Consider the following 18,560-nt stretch of genomic DNA (forward strand, 5'->3'; position numbering starts at 1 on the left):
AATTATGGAACTTAAAGCTGATAGCAGCGTCGGCGCTTAGCTTCGTGAACTTACCCGCCAAGCGTGAACGCCTGCCTAAAAGCATCTAGAGCTGCCTCCGAATCTCCCTTAGCGAAGGCTTCCATACCGACAGGCCCGCGATAGCCCATGTCGTATAGTGCACGCGCAATCATATGGTAGTTGATCTCGCCTGTTCCTGGCTCGCAGCGCCCTGGCACATCGGCAACCTGCACTTCACCGATCCATGGCAGGCAGGCGCGACAGGTTTCGATCAGGTTCCCCTCGCCGATCTGCACGTGATAAAGATCTAGATTAAGCCGGAGACGTGGGTGATTAACTGAAGACACCAAGGCCAGAGTGTCCGAAGCTCGACCGAATGGCGTGCCCGGATGGTCGACCGGAAGATTGAGATTTTCCAGTGTGAAGACGACGTTCTCGTCTTCCGCAAGCTCCGCGATCCGGCAAAGCGTGTCACGCGCCTTGAGCCACATAGCTCCGGTCACAATCTCCGTCGGTTGAGCAGGTAGGCCCCCGGCACCGAGACCTGTTCCATGCAGGTTCAGCCTCGCCACGCCCAGGCGTTTGCCGACTTGTGCCGTCTCTCGTGCCGACCGAAGCAGTTCGTTGGCACCTTCGTCATCGGCCAGTCTTCCTGTCAGGTAGCCGTTCATGATCGAGAACGTGGCACCCGACCGTTCCAACGCATCAAGATCGTGGTCGGGCCAGTTCCAAAGCCCCACCTCAAAGCCCATCTCAGCGAGACGCGAGGCCCGCCACTCCATCGGACGATCCCGCCAGATCATTTCGGCGCAGGCAGCGAGAACGAATGGCTGTTGCATTTCGGTTTTCCTGTTTAATTCGATTGAGATGGGTGGGGGGACGTCAGAGGCAATTTTTGCCGTCGCCCGGTTAGATGGCCTAGGCGAGCAGCATCCGATCGCCATTCGATTTGGCCATCGCATGGATTACGCGTTCAATCTCAAGCCCCTGAGCAAAATCCGGGCCCTTCTTCGGTGCGCCGGCAATCGCCACCAAGAGATCCCGTGCCTCTACGATCTTCTGCTCGTTGAAGCCAAAATTATGCCCGGGCGCGGGACAGAAGGCTGCAAAATCAGGTTGTTCAGGACCCGTTAGATGGCGCACAAAGCCCGCCTCCCCGGCCCTGTGTATCCACAGCTCGTTCATGTTCTCCTGATCGAAGACGATCGTGCCAAGGCTCCCGTGGACTTCCCACTGCAGCCTGCATTTGCGGCCACGGGCCACGCGCGACGTGGCGAAGGATCCATGCGCACCCGAGGCGAAACGCAAGAGCGCCATCGCACTATCCTCGTTCTCGACCACCTTCGGGCCATCTGACGAAGGCCGGGTGGGGACTGCGATCTGGGTCTGAGCAATGAGTTCGGTGACCGGCCCCATGAGAGCGAGCATCTGGCTCACCAAGTGGCATCCTAGGTCTCCCAACGCGCCGAGGCCGCCGCCTTGATGGGTCATGCGCCAGGACCATGGTATGGTCGGATCCGCAGAATAGTCCTCGTCATAAACGCCGCGAAATGCGAGCGGAATGCCGATCTCTCCATCTTCGATCATCTTACGAGCCGCCTGGAAGGCGGGGCTGCGCAGATAATTGTAGCCGAGCATCGTGACTTGACCAGGATGGTCCGATGCCAGGGAAGCCATGGCTTCCGCATCCTGCAGTGTCAGCGCCATTGGCTTCTCCAGCCAGACATGCTTGCCGGCGAGCAAGGCTGCCTCTGCCATTGGGCGATGCAGACCATTCGGTGCTGTTATCGACACGACATCGACAGCAGGATCTGCAATCGCTTCTTGCCAATGGGCCGTGGCGCGCTGAAAGCCGAATTGTTGTGCGAAGATGTCGGCTGCTTCCTGCGTGGCATCCGACAGCACTTCCAATCGGTGGTGAGGGCCACCAAATACCGCAGCAACATTCCTCCACGCCAAAGCATGGCACTTGCCCATGAAGCCCGTTCCGATCAGGGCGACACCGAGCGGACGATCCGGAAATCCAAACATTTGTATCTCTCCTCCGAGAGCTCAGATCGTACCACCCAAGGAGCCTTCGAGCTCCGCCATTTCCTGACCGCCGGCCATTAGGTCCTGCAATTGCGCGGCATCGATCTCACCTCGCGTCGCGGTTCCGAGCGTCTGTCCGCGGTTTAGAACCGTGAAGCGATCGCCGACCGCCATCGCGTGGCGGACGTTGTGGGATATGAACACAACCCCAATACCCTGTGCACGCACCCTCTTAATGGTCGCAAGGACATTTGCCGTCTGGCGAACACCAAGTGCCGACGTCGGCTCATCGAGGATCAGCACTTTCGCCCCGAAGTACACGGCACGTGCGATGGCGACGGTCTGGCGCTCGCCGCCAGACAAGGTGCCGACCGCCTGGTCAGGGCCACGCAGATTGATGCCCATCTTGCGCATTTCGACCATCGTGATCTCATTGGCCTTCTCGATGTCGAATCTCTTGAAGATCCCACGACCGCGTGTCGGCTCGCGCCCCATGAAGAAGTTGCGTGTGACCGACATCAGCGGGATCATCGCGAGGTCCTGAAACACGGTCGCGATCCCGGCTTCCATGGCGTCCCGCGGACTGCTGAAAGACAAGGGTCGCCCCTCGAAGGTAATCGAGCCCTCGGTCGGCTGGTGAACGCCGGACATCGTCTTGATAAAGGTCGACTTGCCGGCACCGTTGTCGCCTAGAAGGCAGTGGCACTCGCCCGGCCGGACATCGAAGGTCACGCCGTTGAGCGCAATCACGTTGCCGTAGTGCTTCTTGATGTTTTCCATGTGAATGATCGGTGCGGTCATCTCAGCGCTCCCCGGTCACGCGTTTGCGGATCACGTTGTTGAAGATGACGGCGAGCAGCAGCATTCCGCCGAGGAAGACCTGAAACCAATCCTGATCGAACTTGGTGTAGGTCAAGCCAATCGTCACCATGCCGAAGATGATGGCCCCGAAGAAGGCGCCGATAGCGGAGCCGTATCCACCAGTCAAAAGGCATCCGCCGATAACGGCTGTGATGATCGCCTCGAATTCCTTCATGAAGCCACGCCGCGCATCGGTCGATCCTGCATCCATGACCGTGATGATCGCAACGAGGGCTGCGGCCACCGCAGTCAGCACAAAGAGCGCGATTTTGACTTTGCGGACCGGAACGCCCGAGTTCTGCGCCGCATTCGCGTCGCCGCCTGTCGCGAAGATCCAGTTGCCGATCGGGGTCCGCAACAGGACATAGGTCGCGATGAGGGCAAAGAGGATGAACCAGATGATCTCGACAGGGATGCCGGGCACTTTGGGCAGACCCGACTTGAAGCTGTCCACCAATCCTGCCTCTGCGAGCCAGTTTAAAATGAACTCAAACGCATCACCGGAGAAGATCGGAGCCAGGAAATCTTCGCCAACCGCTTCGCGAATTCCACGCAGTTGCGTTGCGCCACCGGTCAAGAGCTTTAATCCGACGAGAGTTGCTCCTCGCAAGATGAACAGCCCCGCCAGCGTCACGATGAAGGAGGGCAGCCCGGTACGAATCACCATCAGCCCGTTTGCAACACCCAGCATGGCCGCAAACAGCAAGGTGAGCGGGATTGCCAGGATGAGAGGCATGCCGATGTTGACGGTAAAGGCGCCGAAGAGCATGCCCGTGAAGGCGACCATTGAGCCAATCGACAGATCGAACTCGCCCCCGATCATCAGCAGCGCTGCGGCGATGCCTAGGATGCCCAGTTGCGCCGCAGGGGTCATGAAGTTCATGATGCCCGAAAGCGTGAACATGGTCCGGTCGGCGGTCGCCAGGAAAAAGAGCGTTACGAGGATCAAGCCTCCTACCGCTCCCAGTTCCGGCCGCTTCATCAACCGGGTCGTGAAAGACTCGGTTTTGATCCGCTCGTCTTTCTGCGTTAGCACGTCGCTTGACATCGCTTTCCTCCTTCAACTGTAGACCGGGCCGCCTTTGCGAACGGCCCGGTCAGCTTCACTCAGCGAATTCCTTGGGAGGAAAGCTCGATGACGTTTGCAGCACTCTCCTTGGTCACGAGGTTCGGACCTGAGGGAACGTCGCCACCCGGAACGAGACCGTACTGAGCCTTCAAGGCGAGGAACACGACAGGGAGATACCCCTGCAGGAACTGCTGCTGATCAATGGCGAATGCAGCCTTGCCGTCGGCGACATCCTTCAGGAAGCCGGCGGAGAGGTCAAAGCTCGCAACGAGAACCTTGTCTCGACCGAGCGCCTGGGCTGCTTTGACAGCCGGTTCACCGACGAGGGAAGCACCCAGACCGAGAACTGTATCAACGCTGGGGTCGGACTCCAGCGCTGCGCGAACCTTGGACTCCACTTCCGCTGGATCGTTCTGCGTCGGCACGACCGTCACCGGCTTACCGAATCCTTCCGCGAAGCCCTGGCAGCGCAGATCGAGAGCGACGTTGCCGACTTCCTGGTTGACGCAGATGCCTTTCGTGCCACCCATTTCGGCGAGCTTCGCGCCTGCTGCCTTGCCGGCATCGAATTCGGACTGACCGACATGCAAGAGTGCGCCGAGCTTGTGGGCGACATCAGATCCCGAGTTCATCGAAATGACCGGAATGCCGGCAGCGACTGCACGCTGGATTGCCGGCCCCAGGGCATCCCCGTCCGGAATGGAGACAACCAGGCCATCCGGTTCCTGGTTGACGGCGGCATCGATCATCTGGCTCATCTGAACCATGTCGAACGTTTCCGGCGAACGGAACTCGACATTTGCTCCGGTGTCCTTGGCAGCCTTCTCGACGCCATTCTTCACGACTGACCAGAACGGATCATTGGCCTGGCCATGGGCCACGACGATGATATCGGTAGCAAAGGCAGGCGCAGATGCCGCCATAACTGCTGCGACTGCAACAGATGCCAATAGTTTCTTCATGATAACCTCCCAGTTACGTTGACCACGGACGCAACTCCACACGCCCGCTCTCCGGCCAGGACGGCCGGAACCAAATGCCGTCAGCGCAAGATCCTCCGAGGCGCTGCGGCTAAACTCTCAAGAAATTTGCAGCGTTTCGAACCCGTCAGATCGAAACCGATGACGGGCGTCCAGAGACGAGTGAATTCGCCGCGGCTTCGGCCAGCGCCAAAGCGGCGACGCCGTCCTGCAGTGTGACTGGAACAGCCCTGCCCTCTTCAACGGAGCGCACAAAGGCATCCCATTCGGCCGCATAGGCGCGCATGTAGCGCTCGAGGAAGAAGAACTCGGGCTTGGCGCTTGTCACGCCTGATGCTGTCGACTTCGAGATGGTGTGCTCGAGCACATTGCCTGCAGAGAGCAGACCGTCTGAGCCGAGCAGTTCGACCCTCTGGTCATAGCCATAGACAGCGCGACGGCTGTTCTTAATCACCGCAATCCGCCCGTCGGCATAGGTCAGGGTTACAACCGCTGTGTCGACGTCACCGGCCGCGCCGATCTCGGGATCAACGATCGAGCTACCGACAGCGTGGACGGTTTTCGGCAAATCTCCCATGATGAAATTCGCCATGTCGAAGTCGTGGATCATCATGTCGCGGAAGAGGCCGCCAGAGACCTTGATATAGCTGACAGGCGGTGGCGCCGGATCAAAGGACGTAATGGACAAGAGCTCCGGCTTGCCGATGTCGCCCTTCGACAACGCAATCTTAATTCCTGAGAAATTGGGATCGAAGCGTCTGTTGAAACCAATCATGATTGGCGTTCCCGCCTGGGACGCCGCCGCAAGGCAAGCCTTGGCTCGCTCCAATGAAAGATCGACTGGTTTCTCGCAGAGGACTGCCTTACCAGCCTTCGCCGCTCTCTCGATCAAATCCGAATGCGTGTCGGTGGATGTTGCAATCAGAACGGCATCGATATCCGGATTATTGATCACGGCATCAACGTCTGCGGCGTCAGCATGATAGGCTGAAGCAAGGTCTTTTGCAGCTCCCACATTGATATCGGAAACCGCGACCAGGAAACTCTTTGGGTGCGCGGCAATATTCGTCGCATGGACCCGTCCAATACGCCCCGCACCAAGCAATCCAATTCTAAGCACTGTCATCCTCCCTTGCGGCTTGAGCCGCTTCAACAAGGACCATGTTCGATTTTGCTCGCGCGAGCAACAATAATTTGCTCGCGCGAGCAAAATTTCTTGTTGGACTGGAGATCGGACCCATGATCAATGGGCGGAGCGAGGCATTGTCAGGATGTCGGGGAGAGGATGACAGACGGAAAAAATCCCGTGATTGCCAATGTCACAGCCGACGACGTGGCGGAGGCAGCAGGTGTTTCTAGGTGGACGGTCAATCGAGCGTTCCGCAAAGACGCGTCGATCTCGCGCAAAAGCCTTGAAAAGGTCATGGCCGCAGCGGAGCGGCTGGGCTACGTGCCCGACTTGCGGGCGGTCAGCCTAGCATCTGATCGGTCCAATCTGGTCGCACTGCTCATCGACGACTTCGCCAATCCGCACAAGCTTGTGATGATGGAATGCCTGACGCGCGCGTTGAGACGCGGCGGTTGGGACACTCTGCTCGTCAATACGCTCGACCGTGATGATGCCAGTCATGCACTTCTGAACGCGAGCCAGCGGCGGGTGGACGCCGTGATTCTGATCGGTCTGCAGTTCGATGACGAGGTGCTTGAGGCGGCCGCACACGCCCGCAAATTCCGCGAACTAATCATCTTTGCCAGAACGTCTGAACGCCCCAATACGATTTCGATTGCCGTCGACGACGTAAGAGCGATGAATGACATGGCAGAATACATCTATGCCAAAGGCTACAGGCGGCCGCTCTTTGTCGCGGGTCCACAGAACTATTCTGCCCATCTCCTGCGGAAAGAGACCTTCTTCTCTTACTGGCACTCAAACACGGGACGTGAGCCGGGCTTGGTCACCGTGAGTACCTACGACCCCGCACTGGCAAGACGAGTTGTCGCCGAAACGCTGCAGAATTGTGCCCGGGAAGATCTGCCAGATGTCTTGGTGTGCGAGAATGATGCGCTCGCGATGGGAGCGGCCGACGCCGTCCGATATTCGCTTGGTCTCGCGGTGCCGGGAGACATAGCCATCACCGGGTTTGATGATGTTCCGCAGGCTGACAATCCAAATTATCGCATCACGACATACCGGCAGCCACTCTCCGAAATGGTTGACTATCTGGTTGAGGTTCTCGCTCACCCCGACAGGCAGGACCGGGACCGTCTTTTCCTGGGATCCCTTGTCGTCAGGGAAAGCGCCTAAGCTGTGCACCTGAGATAATAACGAAATGGTGCCGCCCATCTTGGGGAAGATGGGCGGCCAAGGCGTAGCTGGGGTGAGAGATGCAACGCCCTGTTTAACGGGGTGGCCTGGTCCCTGGGTTCAAGGCCTTGCCAACATTCAGTCGGATGCGAAGGATTTAGCCCTTGCCGAAGCCGAAAGTCTTGCGAAGGCTGCTATCAACGGCCTTCGCCGGCATGAAGCGCCGTAACCGGCTTAGCAACGTCGCCTGACCGCCGACGGGTTGGCGCATCTTGTAAGGCCCTTCGATGGCAGCAAGAATCTTGTCCGCGACAATGGTCGGTGACGGAGCAGACTTGATCTGCGCGAGGACGGTTTTCGTGGTCGCCTCAGCCTGCCGCGCGTAGACTCCGAGAGGGGCTTCGGTCGTCGCCGCGTTCACATCCAGGTTGGTGTTAGTGAATGTCGGCTCGACGAGAACCACGCGGACATTGAAATCGCGAACTTCGTGGTCCAGGGACTCAGACAATCCCTCGATCGCATGCTTGCTGCTCGCATAAAGCCCCATGAAGGGGGCCGGCAGGAACCCAAGGACTGAGCTGATGTTAATGATCAGTCCGCTGCGAGCATTTCGCATGCTCGGCAGGACAGCGCGGATCATGCGCAGCGGGCCGAACACGTTCACGTCAAAAAGTTTCGCAGCCTCGTTGACTGAGGTGTTCTCTACGGGACCGACGAGCGAGACACCCGCATTGTTGACAAGCACGTCAATCTTGCCGGTCTCAGCCAGAACCCATGCGACGAAGCTTGCGACAGACTCGTCGCTGGTAACGTCCAGTGCTCCAAATTTCACGCCGGAAATCTGCTTGGCCCGGCTGGGGTCACGCGCACCGCCGTATACGCGATACCCCCTCTGACCCAGAAGACGGGCAGTTGCCTCGCCAATCCCCGACGACGCGCCTGTAATCACAACTACTTTCTGCTGGGCCACCGTGGCCTCCTTTGTTCTTATTCGCCGGTTTCAATCGGCGACGCTGGTGTCTATTGGAATTCATAATTAGAGTTGCGTCGACATCTAATTATGAATTAGATGTCATTCGACATATAAAACGTCAAGGGCTTCGCGGCGTCGTGGTTAAATTTCCCGCATCTGACCATGAGGTAACTCATCCAGTCGCATTGCGGCTGGCAAACGCGGCTCTGCAATCTTGAATTCAGCAGCGAACGCAAGGAGCGAAAGACATGGATGAACTCTCCACTGCAACAACGGCGAATGGCCAGAGACCAAATCTGGAAGCGCTTACGGGGCTGGAATTTGTGACATTACTTGCGGAGGGGCGACTACCGCGCCCGCCCATGGCGGAGCTGCTACCGTTCACGCTGCTGACCCCGGAAGCCGGTATTGTCACCCTCAAAGCCTTTCCCGAAAACCGTTTCTTGAACACGCTACGCACTGTTCACGGAGGTTGGAGCATGACGATGCTCGACACTGCCATGGCGCTCGCCGCACACAGCGTTCTGGAAACCGCGCAAATGTGCCCGACGCACGAAACCTCCGTGAAGTTCGTTCGACCAATCCTGGCAGACAGCGGTGAACTGACGATCGTGGGCAAGGTCATCTCACGCAGTCGAACTGTCATCACGCTAGACGGCAGGATTGAATCGGCGGATGGAAAGCTGCACGCTCACGGGACATCCACTTGTATGATTCAGGGTATGAAGGCCTGAGCTGGCTCAGTTGCTTTCGGTTGCTCTATTGCTGTGACCTGCTCGCATGAGCAGGGTCACAGCGTCTTTTGCGTAATCGAATTGACGACCGACTGAACATGCGTCGCAAGATCAATGGAAAGGTCTGGGTCGTCGACATTCAACTGCTCGGTGAGCCCAGGGCTCACGAATACAAGCATTGATCCCAGAATGAACTTAGTGGTTTTGCTCGGATCGGCTGGCACGAATGTCTCGTCGGCCTGTCCCCGCACAACAACGTCTTCAATCAGAGCGCTGATTTCTCGCAGATAATCGGTTGCGACATGCCATTGATTGCGAAAAGCCTCGACAAAAAGATGGTGCAGGTGCGGTTCCAATATCATTCGCGAGGAAGTCTGTTGACCCACCTCGTGGAGGAGGACGCGTAGCCGTTCGATGGATGCGTCCTCGTCGACCAGGATGTCGCGAAGATGGCGGAGTGTTCTGGAGGCGACCCGTAGACACACCTGCTCTTCCAAAGCCTCCTTAGTTGGAAAGTAGCGATAGAGGGTCGCCCGACTGGTGCCTAGTTCCCATGCGATATTGGCCATCGTCGACTTCGGGTGGCCAAAGCGGCGGATGAGCCTTTCCGCCACCTGGAGAATGCGCTCTCGCCCCTCGTCGATCTCGTCGATCGTAGTGGCGGCGAACCGTTGCGCCCGTTCGTCGCCCCGAGTTCGCGCCATGCCAGAGCGCTTAAAGGCAAGCGCGTCCCATATCATGTTGGATGATCCAAATAGCTTGGCATCGATCTGTCCCTGATGTCTCATCGTCTTACTCCGCCGCGAGCGCCAGTGCGGGTCTTGCGGGCTGCTCCTCATGCTGATGCTCAGCATCCTGCTTGGGCGGCTTGATCCTGAACCATGTCGCATACAGCGCGGGCAGGAACAGCAGGATCAAGACCGTGCCGACAGCCGTGCCACCAATCAGGGTGTAGGCCATGGAGCCCCAGAAAACGGAATGCGTCAGCGGGATGAAGGCTAGCACGGCGGCAAGGGCCGTGAGGATGACGGGCCGTGTTCGCTGGACCGTCGCCTCGATGACTGCATGGTAATCGTCCAACCCCGCTGCCTGGTTTTCCTTGATCTGCTCTGTCAGGATCAACGTGTTGCGCATCAGGATCCCAGCCAATCCGATCAGGCCGAGAATGGCATTGAACCCGAACGGTTGGTTGAAGATCAGCAGGACCGGAACGACCCCAGCCAGTCCAAGCGGGCCCGTCAGCATGACCATTGTCATTGTTGACAGGCTCCGGACCTGCAAGATGATGACAATCAACATCGCGGCAATCATGATGGGGAATACCTGAACCAGCGCGACATTCGCCTTCAAGGATTCCTCAATGTTGCCGCCCATCTCGATACGGTATCCCACAGGCAGCGATGCGATGAGCGGCTGCAAGGCCTGCATGACCTGCATCGAAACTTCCGGAGGCTGAGTTGCCTCGTTGATGTCAGAGCGGACGGTGATGACTGGTGTCCGGTCGCGTCGCTTCATCACGGGTTCTTCGAACCGCACTTCGGCATGGCCGATCTGGTCAAGCGGCACGGCTCGGCCCTCTCGGCCAATCAGCGAGAAGTTTGCCAACTTGGCTGGGTCGAGGCGCGTATCACCACCACTTCGGGCAACCACCGCAACGTTCCGGATATCCTCGCGAACCTGAGTAATTGGTACACCCGTCAACAGGAGCTGGAGTTGCTGACCAGCTTCGGCTGGCGACAGACCGATCAAGTTCAGACGCTCCTGGTCCGGAACAAAGCGAAGAACAGGTGTGCGATTGCCCCAGTCACGATTGGCGTTTCGAACGTCCGGGACGGTCTGCATCAACGAAATCGCCTGCTCGGAGATTTCGTAGAGCTTCTCGGGGTCCGGGCCCATGATCCGAAATTCTACCGGGAAGGGCGTGAACGGGCCGAAGACGAGCTGCGTAACACGGACGAAGGCTTCCGGTGTGAGGCCTGACGACACGGCCTCGCGCAGGCGAGCTTTCAGAGCTTCGCGGGCCTCTGCATTCGGGGTCAGGACGACGATTTTTGCAAACGCAGGATCCGGCAGCTCGGGCGACATTGCAAAGAAGAAGCGCGGTGCGCCCTGCCCTACGTAGCTGGTGACGATCTCCGTCTCCGGTTGCTTCTGCAGCCAATCCTCCAGCTTCGCAACCGTGGCAGTCGTCGTATGGATACTCGTTCCTTCCGGAAGACGGACTTCAACCAGGACCTCCGGACGGTCCGACGTCGGGAAGAACTGCTGTTTGACCGAGCCCATGCCGACGACAGACGCCCCCATCATCAAGACAACGACGGCGCAGGTCATGAACTTGTGGCGGACCACGAACTCGATCGTGGTCCGAAGTCTGCGATAGTTGGGCGTGTTATAAATTGCGTGGTGTCCGCCTTCTACAGGCTTAATGTTCGGAAGCATTTTCACGCCGAGATAGGGTGTGAAGATGACCGCCACGAGCCAGGAGACGATCAAGGCAAAGCCTACGATCCAGAAGATGTTGCCGGCATATTCACCGGCCGCTGAACGGGCGAAACCGACAGGCATCAGGCCGATGATGGTGACGAGCGTACCCGACAGCATCGGGGCTGCCGTATGGCTCCAGGCATAGGCAGCCGCCTTGATGCGGTCCATGCCTTCTTCCATTTTGACGACCATCACTTCGATCGCGATAATGGCGTCATCGACGAGCAATCCGAGCGCCAGGATGAGTGCGCCAAGGGTGATGCGGTCAAAGAACCTGCCCGTATCGAGCATGATGATGAACACCACGCCGAGGGTGAGAGGCACCGCGAGCGCAACAACGATCCCAACGCGCCAGCCGAGGCTGACAAGGCTCACGAACAGCACCACGCCAAGCGCCATCGCGAATTTCAGCATGAACTCGCCGACAGCTTCCTGAATATTGACGGCCTGATCGCTGACTTTCGCAAGGGTGATGCCGAGCGGCAGCGCCTGCGCAATCTGTGAGGAGCGTTCTTCCAAGGCCTTGCCCAGTTCGAGGCCGTTCCAACCTTGCTGCATGACGACGCCCAGCATGATGGCCGGCTCGCCATTGTGCCGGATGACAAAGGTTTCCGGATCCTGATAGCCGCGGCGAACCTCCGCAAAATCCGACAGCTTGATGGTGCGGCCATTGGCAACGATCGGTGTATCCGCAACCGCCTGAACGCTGTCATAGGCGCCATCGAAGCGCATGAAGACTTGCGGTCCCTGCGTGTCGATCGTACCCGCCGGGGTCACGGTGTTGCGGCGCTGCAGCGCGGACGCGACATCCTGCGGCGAAATGCCAAGCGTCGCGAGCTTCGGGTAGGAGAATTCGACGAAAATCTGTTCCGGCTGCTCGCCAAGAATGTTGATCTTCTTGACGCCCGGCACATGGAGCAAATCCTGACGGATCGTTTCTGCCTGGCGGACAAGCTCGCGCATCGGCATGCCCTGTGCCTTGAGAGCATAGAGCGCAAAACTCACATCGGAATATTCGTCGTTGATGAAGGGGCCAAGCACGCCCTGAGGGAGGTTTCGCACCTCATCACCCAACTTCTTGCGTGCCTGGTAGAATTCGTCTTCAACCACGGAAGGCGGCGTATTGTCCTTCAGCGTCACCGTCATATAGGCGAAACCCGGCCGTGTAGTGGTCTCCACACGATCGTACCAGGTCAGTTCCTGAATGCGTTTCTCCAGCGGTTCGGCGACGAGGTCCTGCATCTCGCGGGCGGTGGCTCCGGGCCACACCGTGGTGACGGTGAGGGTCTTGATCGTGAACGAAGGATCTTCGGCTCGCCCCAGCTTGATGAACGCGTATGCGCCGGCTGCAGCCAGCAGAACGATGAAGAATAGGGTGACGGCACGCTCCCGAACGGCAAGCGCTGAAAGATTGAAGCTCATCAGTTCACCGCCTCTGCAGCTTGTTGCTCTGTGCGTACGCTCGCGCCGTCCTGAAGCAGGTGAGCGCCGAGAGCGATCACCTGCTCCCCAGCCTTCACGTCGGTCACGATGGCTGTCTCTTCGCCTAGTTTTTCGATCTTCACGGCACGAAACTGAACGGTTGAGGTGCTGTCATTGAAGACAAAGACCCCCGTTCGGGAGCCGTCGTCGAGGATCGCTCCGATTGGAATCTCCGCGGAGGCGGCGTGGGCGCTACTTTCAACGCTGATAGTCACCGTTGCACCCAAAGGCGCGGTGGCGGCGGAGCCCTGCAGCACCCAGCGCGTCTCGAAGGTTCGCGTCTGTTGATCAGCGGCATCCGAAATCTGTCTGAGCAGAGCAGTTTCGGTCCCGGTCCGCCCGTAGATCGTGGCACGTGCTTTCTCCCCGATCGCGGGTCTCAGATTCTCCGGCATCCAGACCAGCGCTTCACGCGGTCCGGCTTTGGCCAGCCGAACGACAGGCTGCCCTGCAGATACGACCTGGCCCGGTTCCGCGAGGGTTTCAACGATTGTACCGTCGGCGTCCGCCAGCAGAACTGTGTAGGCCACCTCGTTCTCGGCTACCGTCGCGTCGGCTCTGGCAGCGGCCAATTGGGCTGCCGCAGTATCGAGCGAAAGCTTCGCCCGCTCGTATTGCTGGGTAGACGCCGCGTTCGACTTAACAAGAATGGAGAAGCGTTTCTCGTCCGCCTGCGCCTGCACAAACGCCGCCTGGGCTGCGATTACCGCGTTGCGTTTAGCGGTTAGCGAGAGATTGAGGTCGTTACTGTCGATGCGTAACAGGGGCTGCCCAACCTTCACCTGGTCTCCGACCCCGACCAGTCGCTCCACGATTTTTCCTGGAACCCTAAATCCAAGGTCACTTTGAACTCTCGCTGCGACAGAGCCGGTGAAGCTTCTCTCCACCGCGTCAGGAATCTGCACGCTCGCAAGTTTGACAAGGGGCGCGAGCGTGCGTGGATCGGAGGCTTCCGCCTCATGCGCTGCTGGTGGGAAGAGGAAGACGGCAGCAGCGACACCGCCGGATATGGCGACCGCGGCTGTCGCGAGCAGAAGTTTTCGTTTCATGACACCATCCTTCTTGACGGGAGCATCTCAATTCATAGATTGCATCCTAACTCTAAAAGCATTATAGATGTCAACTGAAATCTAAAAGGAGCCAATCATGAGAGTGAGCCGCGCCCAGGCCGAGGCCAACCGCGAGACAGTCATCAACGTCGCAAGCCGGCTCTTTCGCGAGCATGGCTTCGACGGGATCGGCCTCAAGGACTTGATGAAAGGAGCAGGCCTCACCCAAGGCGGCTTCTACAAGCAGTTCGAATCCAAGGATGATCTCGCAGCGCTTGCATCGCGGCGCGCGATGGAAAGCGCCACCCGACGTTGGTCTTCTGTCGCGGCATCGAGTCCTGACCCGCTTCAAGGCGTGATCGAACTCTATCTCTCGGCAGGCCATCGCGGCGAAACGGGCGACGGTTGCCCTCTAGTCGCGCTCGGCTCCGATGCCGCACGCCAAAGTGAAGACGTGCGTAAACCGTTTGAAGACGGGATCAAGGCTCACCTGCAGGTCCTGGAGGAACTGCTGCCCGCCTCGGACAGCAGACAGACCAGAACGCATAAAGCAGAGGTCATGCTGGCCCTCATGGTCGGCGCGGTCACCCTGTCGCGAATCGTGACCGACGAGACACTTGCCGACCACCTACTCGATGCAGCAGCGGCTGAGGCAAAGCGCATATCAACTTCGGAAATCGCCGACTAACTGCGAAACAACAAGGTCTCTATCGGCTCAGCATCTGCTGTCGTGAAGGTCGTTTTCTTGGAGTCATCATGCGTCGTATCGTCGTAACAGGAATGGGAGCGGTCAGCCCACTCGGCGCACACGTCGAGAGCTCATGGAGCCGCCTTCTGGCGGGGCAATCAGGCCTGCGCCGTCTCCCCGACGATGTTGTTGCCGATCTTCCCGCAAAAGTCGGAGGCGTTGTGCCGTCGCTCGACGAGGATACCGAAGCAGGCTTCGACCCCGACAGGGTCATGCCGCCAAAGGATCAGCGCAAAGTGGATCGCTTCATCATGTTCGCGATCGCGGCAGCAGACGAAGCCCTGACACAGGCCTGCTGGAGACCCGTCTCGGAGGAGGATCGCCAGCGCACTGCGACAATCATCGCCTCGGGGATTGGCGGCTTCCCGGCGATCACCGAGGCGGTTCGCATCGTCGACGAGAAGGGCCCTCGCCGCCTGTCTCCGTTCACCATTCCGTCCTTCCTGGTCAACCTCGCGGCCGGACAGGTGTCGATCCGAAATGGGCTGAGGGGCCCGCTAGGGGCGCCCGTGACCGCCTGCGCCGCAGGCGTCCAGGCGATCGGTGACGCAGCCCGCATGATTCGGGCGAACGAAGCGGACATTGCCATTTGCGGTGGAACCGAAGCCTGCATGAACACCGTCAGCCTTGGAGGCTTCGCGGCGGCGCGGGCGCTGTCGACCGGCTTTGCCGATACCCCGACTGCCGCGTCACGACCTTTCGACATGCTGCGTGACGGCTTCGTGATGGGCGAAGGGGCAGGCATCCTGGTGATCGAGGCCCTCAGTCATGCCCTGGCGCGCGGGGCTACACCGCTCGCGGAACTGGTTGGCTATGGCACCACGGCTGATGCCCATCATGTCACATCTGGCCCAGAAGATGGATCCGGGGCAGCGAGAGCCATGCAGATCGCGATCAGACAAGCGGGCATCGCTCCATCTCAAGTTCAGCATCTTAATGCCCATGCCACATCCACCCAGCTTGGAGATCGGGGGGAGATCGAAGCGATAAAGGCCGTGTTCGGGACAAAGTCGGGGGTCGCGATCAGCGGCACCAAGTCTGCAACGGGCCACCTTCTCGGGGCAGCCGGCGGCCTCGAAGCGATCTTCACGATACTGGCCCTGCGCGACCAGGTGGCCCCACCTACCCTGAACCTGAACGCTCCCGATCCCGCAGGTGATGGCATTGATTTCGTCGCCAACAAGCCAAAGCCACACCCGATGGAATACGCGATCAGCAATGGCTTCGGCTTCGGCGGCGTGAATGCCAGCGTAGTATTCCGGCGCTGGGACGCCTCGACACCATGAAACAGAAGCCAACGCCCTCTCTTGAGGTTCGCGGCTGGACGCCGAAGATTGCTGTTATCGGCGTCGGCGGCGGTGGCGGGAACGCGATAAACACCATGATCGGGCGCGGCGATCAGGATGTGAGGTTCATTGCAGCCAACACAGACGCCCAGGCTTTGGCATCCTCCAAGGCCGAACATCAAGTCCAGCTTGGCAAAAGCGTCACTCAGGGTCTGGGAGCAGGCTCTCAGCCGGAGCTTGGTCGCGCTGCGGCGACGGAATCGCTTGATGACATCATGGAGCATTTGAAGGATGTCCAGGTGTGCTTTCTTGCCGCCGGAATGGGTGGCGGGACAGGAACGGGTGCAACGCCCGTGATCGCACATGCCGCCCGCCAAGCGGGCCTGCTGACAGTAGCGGTGGTGACCGAGCCCTTCACTTTTGAAGGAACGCACCGGGCGCGTCAGGCAAAGGACGGCATACGATCTCTGGTCGAGGCAGCCGACACCGTGATTGTCGTTCCAAACCAGAACCTCTTCCTGCTTTCGAACGCGACGACAACGCTTGATGCCGCATTCCAGATGGCAGACAAGGTCCTTGTCGAAGGGGTCATGTCCCTGGTCGACTTGATGCGGGCTGATGGCTTGATCAACCTGGACTTCGCCGATGTTCAAGCGGTGATGAAGAATATGGGCCGAGCGATTATCGCGAGCGGCACGGCCGCAGGGAGCGGTCGCGCAAGAGAGGCGGCCAGAGCAGCGATAGACAATCCGCTTTTCAGGGGGATCAGCCTCGAAACTGCCAGAACCCTGCTGGTCTCGATTTCCGCGACACGGGAGTTGACCTTGTTCGAAGTCGACGAGGCCGCAACTTACATCCGCGACCACGTCAATGCGGATACCGATATGATCCTTGGCACCAATTTCGACGCGACACTCGGTGAAGATCTGAGAGTGTCGATCATCGCCGCAGGGCTGAATGGCCCGGCCGATGTGGTTGTGCTCGCCGAACACCTCCAGAAGCAGCGTGCCGTCGCAAGCGCCCCATGAAGATGGGGCTCTCGCCAACAGGTCGGAGAGAGCAATGTTCAGACGTCTCCTAGATTGGTGGCGCAAATGGGAAGTGACGCTAGACGGTATCGACGACCTAGAGGGAGAGCGGATGGCAATCCTTGAAAAACGGTTGGCGAGGTTGGAGCAGGAAGTTGCCTTGATGCACACGGTCGAGCAGCGCAACAAATAGATACGCACCTCTCAAAGATACTGGCCGTCTATGGGAACATGCGATCCATAGCCGGGCAGCATCCCCTGCGGATCGAGTGGATTGGTCAGCGATTGGGCGGAACATCTGGTTTGACATACCCGGCGTATATCCTCTTGCCCGCAGCCGGCGGGCAAGAGCTAAGTCAACTGTTTCTTTTCTCGCCTCCAGTACAATCAGCGCAAGTCAGGCGCCTCGTTGAGCAGCGCCGGGTCCCAATGCTCTGCAGCCTTTCCATCTTTGATGCGCCACATGTCGAACCACGTCGTGCTGTAGGTTTTTGACGGATCCTTCGGGTCTTTTTCGGTCCGGGCGTAAGTGACCACGACCAGATCGCCCTCCGCAACCACATTGGCGACTTTCATGCTGATCTTCGCCGGGATTGGTTTTGGTTTCACCTTGAGCACCTGGGTAAAATAGTAAACCACAGGCTTTAGACCGCTTTGAGCGTTCGGGTTGTGCTGGATGTAGTCGTCAGCGATGTACTGGCCGGCCTTGTCCCATTGACCGGCTTCCAGAAGCTCGAGGATGATCCTGTAGACCACCTGCTTGTTGGCGTTCAGCTTCGGATCGGGACTTGTGAACAGTGCTTCCGGATTATCCGACACGACGACAGCCTCTTGAGCATGGACGGCGGACGAGACGATGCCGGTCATTGCAAGCGTCGCAGCGATAATGATGTGTCTCAATCTATTCTCCTTGACGAGGTGAGCATTTGAAACTTCGCGGCTAACCGAAAAGTCAAGTCGGCGCCGTATGTGTGCCGAATGCAGCCTCACGGTGGCTGGGACAGGACACGAAGTGCTGACGTGAGGTCATCAACCACTCCGCAGTTTTTGAGCTTCTCCGTTATCTCGAGGTCGAGTTCCCGAAGAACCTGTTGCGCGAAAGCAAGCCTGCGTTGTCCGTCGTGCGTGAGGTAAAGTCGCCGCGCCCGGGCGTCAGCGCAGTCGGCGGTGGATTTCACGAGGCTTCGAGCCATGAGCGGTTTCAGGTTGGCGGACACCGTCGAGGCATCGATACTCAGCACGTGACAAAGATCGGTCACTTTCGGCGCTGGGCCTCTCTCTATAGCATCGAGCATCACCGCCTGTTCTCCCGTCAATCCGACGTCTCGCAAGTTCGAGTTCAGATCCCGGCACAGACGCCGGGTCAGGCGTAGCAAAAGAGGAAAGAGACTGTCCTCGATCATTCCGGTTTCCGTCTCGCTCCAACTACACGCACGTTAGATTTCGTATAAACTCTATTGATAGCTTAGATTTTATATGACATCTATTGTCAAGGGGGGCATGCGGTGTTCTTTATCATCCGGTGAAGGG

At 58.7% G+C, this 18,560-nt stretch carries 18 protein-coding genes; 6 read left to right on the forward strand and 12 right to left on the reverse strand.

Annotation, left to right across the window (positions count from 1 at the left end; all coding sequences use genetic code 11):
* Window positions 1-50 precede the first annotated feature (50 nt).
* From FAA97_RS20435 to iolG, 6 genes are all read right to left on the reverse strand, one after another.
* On the reverse strand, window positions 51-839 hold the full coding sequence (locus tag FAA97_RS20435) for a TIM barrel protein (protein WP_136600428.1): 789 nt from the start codon (window positions 837-839) through the stop codon (window positions 51-53).
* 79 nt (window positions 840-918) lie between these two features.
* A complete protein-coding gene (locus FAA97_RS20440) occupies window positions 919-2,031 on the reverse strand; it encodes a Gfo/Idh/MocA family protein (RefSeq protein WP_136600429.1) in 1,113 nt (370 codons plus the stop codon).
* Between the two features lie 21 nt (window positions 2,032-2,052).
* Complete coding sequence (locus tag FAA97_RS20445; protein WP_136600430.1) at window positions 2,053-2,832, reverse strand: ATP-binding cassette domain-containing protein; 780 nt, start codon at window positions 2,830-2,832, stop codon at window positions 2,053-2,055.
* Between the two features lies 1 nt (window position 2,833).
* Complete coding sequence (locus FAA97_RS20450) at window positions 2,834-3,940, reverse strand: ABC transporter permease (protein WP_136600431.1); 1,107 nt, start codon at window positions 3,938-3,940, stop codon at window positions 2,834-2,836.
* Window positions 3,941-3,999: 59 nt separating this feature from the next.
* Window positions 4,000-4,923, reverse strand: coding sequence for a sugar ABC transporter substrate-binding protein (locus FAA97_RS20455; protein ID WP_136600432.1), 924 nt, complete (start codon window positions 4,921-4,923; stop codon window positions 4,000-4,002).
* 145 nt (window positions 4,924-5,068) lie between these two features.
* Entirely contained in the window at window positions 5,069-6,061 is a 993-nt protein-coding gene (gene iolG, locus FAA97_RS20460; RefSeq protein ID WP_136600459.1) for an inositol 2-dehydrogenase, read from the reverse strand.
* A 186-nt stretch (window positions 6,062-6,247) separates the two neighbouring features.
* Here iolG and FAA97_RS20465 point away from each other — a divergent pair, with 186 nt between their 5' ends.
* Entirely contained in the window at window positions 6,248-7,246 is a 999-nt protein-coding gene (locus tag FAA97_RS20465; protein WP_246041608.1) for a LacI family DNA-binding transcriptional regulator, read from the forward strand.
* Window positions 7,247-7,403: 157 nt separating this feature from the next.
* Here FAA97_RS20465 and FAA97_RS20470 read toward each other — a convergent pair whose 3' ends face one another.
* Window positions 7,404-8,216 carry an oxidoreductase gene (locus tag FAA97_RS20470; RefSeq protein WP_136600434.1) on the reverse strand — a complete coding sequence of 271 codons (813 nt, stop codon included), beginning with the start codon at window positions 8,214-8,216 and terminating at the stop codon, window positions 7,404-7,406.
* Between the two features lie 251 nt (window positions 8,217-8,467).
* Here FAA97_RS20470 and FAA97_RS20475 point away from each other — a divergent pair, with 251 nt between their 5' ends.
* The gene (locus tag FAA97_RS20475) at window positions 8,468-8,953 is read left to right on the forward strand and encodes a PaaI family thioesterase (protein WP_246041609.1); all 486 of its coding nucleotides are present in this window, start codon (window positions 8,468-8,470) and stop codon (window positions 8,951-8,953) included.
* Window positions 8,954-9,009: 56 nt separating this feature from the next.
* On the opposite strand, the gene FAA97_RS20480 is transcribed toward FAA97_RS20475, so the two are convergent.
* The 3 genes from FAA97_RS20480 to FAA97_RS20490 are packed head-to-tail and all read right to left on the reverse strand — an operon-like array spanning window position 9,010 to window position 13,968.
* Complete coding sequence (locus FAA97_RS20480) at window positions 9,010-9,741, reverse strand: TetR/AcrR family transcriptional regulator (RefSeq protein WP_168801067.1); 732 nt, start codon at window positions 9,739-9,741, stop codon at window positions 9,010-9,012.
* A gap of 4 nt (window positions 9,742-9,745) precedes the next feature.
* On the reverse strand, window positions 9,746-12,859 hold the full coding sequence (locus FAA97_RS20485) for an efflux RND transporter permease subunit (RefSeq protein ID WP_136600436.1): 3,114 nt from the start codon (window positions 12,857-12,859) through the stop codon (window positions 9,746-9,748).
* Window positions 12,859-13,968, reverse strand: a complete 1,110-nt coding sequence (locus tag FAA97_RS20490) for an efflux RND transporter periplasmic adaptor subunit (protein ID WP_136600437.1) — start codon at window positions 13,966-13,968, stop codon at window positions 12,859-12,861. The genes FAA97_RS20485 and FAA97_RS20490 overlap by 1 nt, the downstream gene beginning before the upstream one ends.
* Before the next feature lie 97 nt (window positions 13,969-14,065).
* Here FAA97_RS20490 and FAA97_RS20495 point away from each other — a divergent pair, with 97 nt between their 5' ends.
* The 4 genes from FAA97_RS20495 to FAA97_RS21150 all read left to right on the forward strand — a co-directional run bounded on the left by FAA97_RS20495 (window position 14,066) and on the right by FAA97_RS21150 (window position 17,223).
* The gene (locus FAA97_RS20495) at window positions 14,066-14,656 is read left to right on the forward strand and encodes a TetR/AcrR family transcriptional regulator (protein ID WP_136600438.1); all 591 of its coding nucleotides are present in this window, start codon (window positions 14,066-14,068) and stop codon (window positions 14,654-14,656) included.
* Window positions 14,657-14,724: 68 nt separating this feature from the next.
* Window positions 14,725-16,002 carry a beta-ketoacyl-ACP synthase II gene (fabF, locus tag FAA97_RS20500; protein ID WP_136600439.1) on the forward strand — a complete coding sequence of 426 codons (1,278 nt, stop codon included), beginning with the start codon at window positions 14,725-14,727 and terminating at the stop codon, window positions 16,000-16,002.
* Window positions 15,999-17,030: a cell division protein FtsZ gene (ftsZ, locus tag FAA97_RS20505; RefSeq protein ID WP_136600440.1), complete on the forward strand. Its 1,032-nt coding sequence runs from the start codon at window positions 15,999-16,001 to the stop codon at window positions 17,028-17,030. Before fabF ends, ftsZ begins: the two co-directional genes overlap by 4 nt.
* 34 nt (window positions 17,031-17,064) lie before the next feature.
* Window positions 17,065-17,223 (forward strand): hypothetical protein, encoded by a 159-nt coding sequence (locus FAA97_RS21150; protein WP_168801068.1) that lies wholly within the window; start codon window positions 17,065-17,067, stop codon window positions 17,221-17,223.
* A 194-nt stretch (window positions 17,224-17,417) separates the two neighbouring features.
* Here FAA97_RS21150 and FAA97_RS20510 read toward each other — a convergent pair whose 3' ends face one another.
* Entirely contained in the window at window positions 17,418-17,930 is a 513-nt protein-coding gene (locus FAA97_RS20510) for a nuclear transport factor 2 family protein (RefSeq protein ID WP_246041610.1), read from the reverse strand.
* Window positions 17,931-18,016: 86 nt separating this feature from the next.
* Window positions 18,017-18,433, reverse strand: coding sequence for a MarR family winged helix-turn-helix transcriptional regulator (locus tag FAA97_RS20515; RefSeq protein WP_136600441.1), 417 nt, complete (start codon window positions 18,431-18,433; stop codon window positions 18,017-18,019).
* Window positions 18,434-18,560 lie beyond the last annotated feature (127 nt).

The sequence above is a fragment of the Peteryoungia ipomoeae genome, assembly GCF_004912165.1.
GTDB classification, from domain to species: Bacteria; Pseudomonadota; Alphaproteobacteria; order Rhizobiales; family Rhizobiaceae; genus Allorhizobium; species Allorhizobium ipomoeae.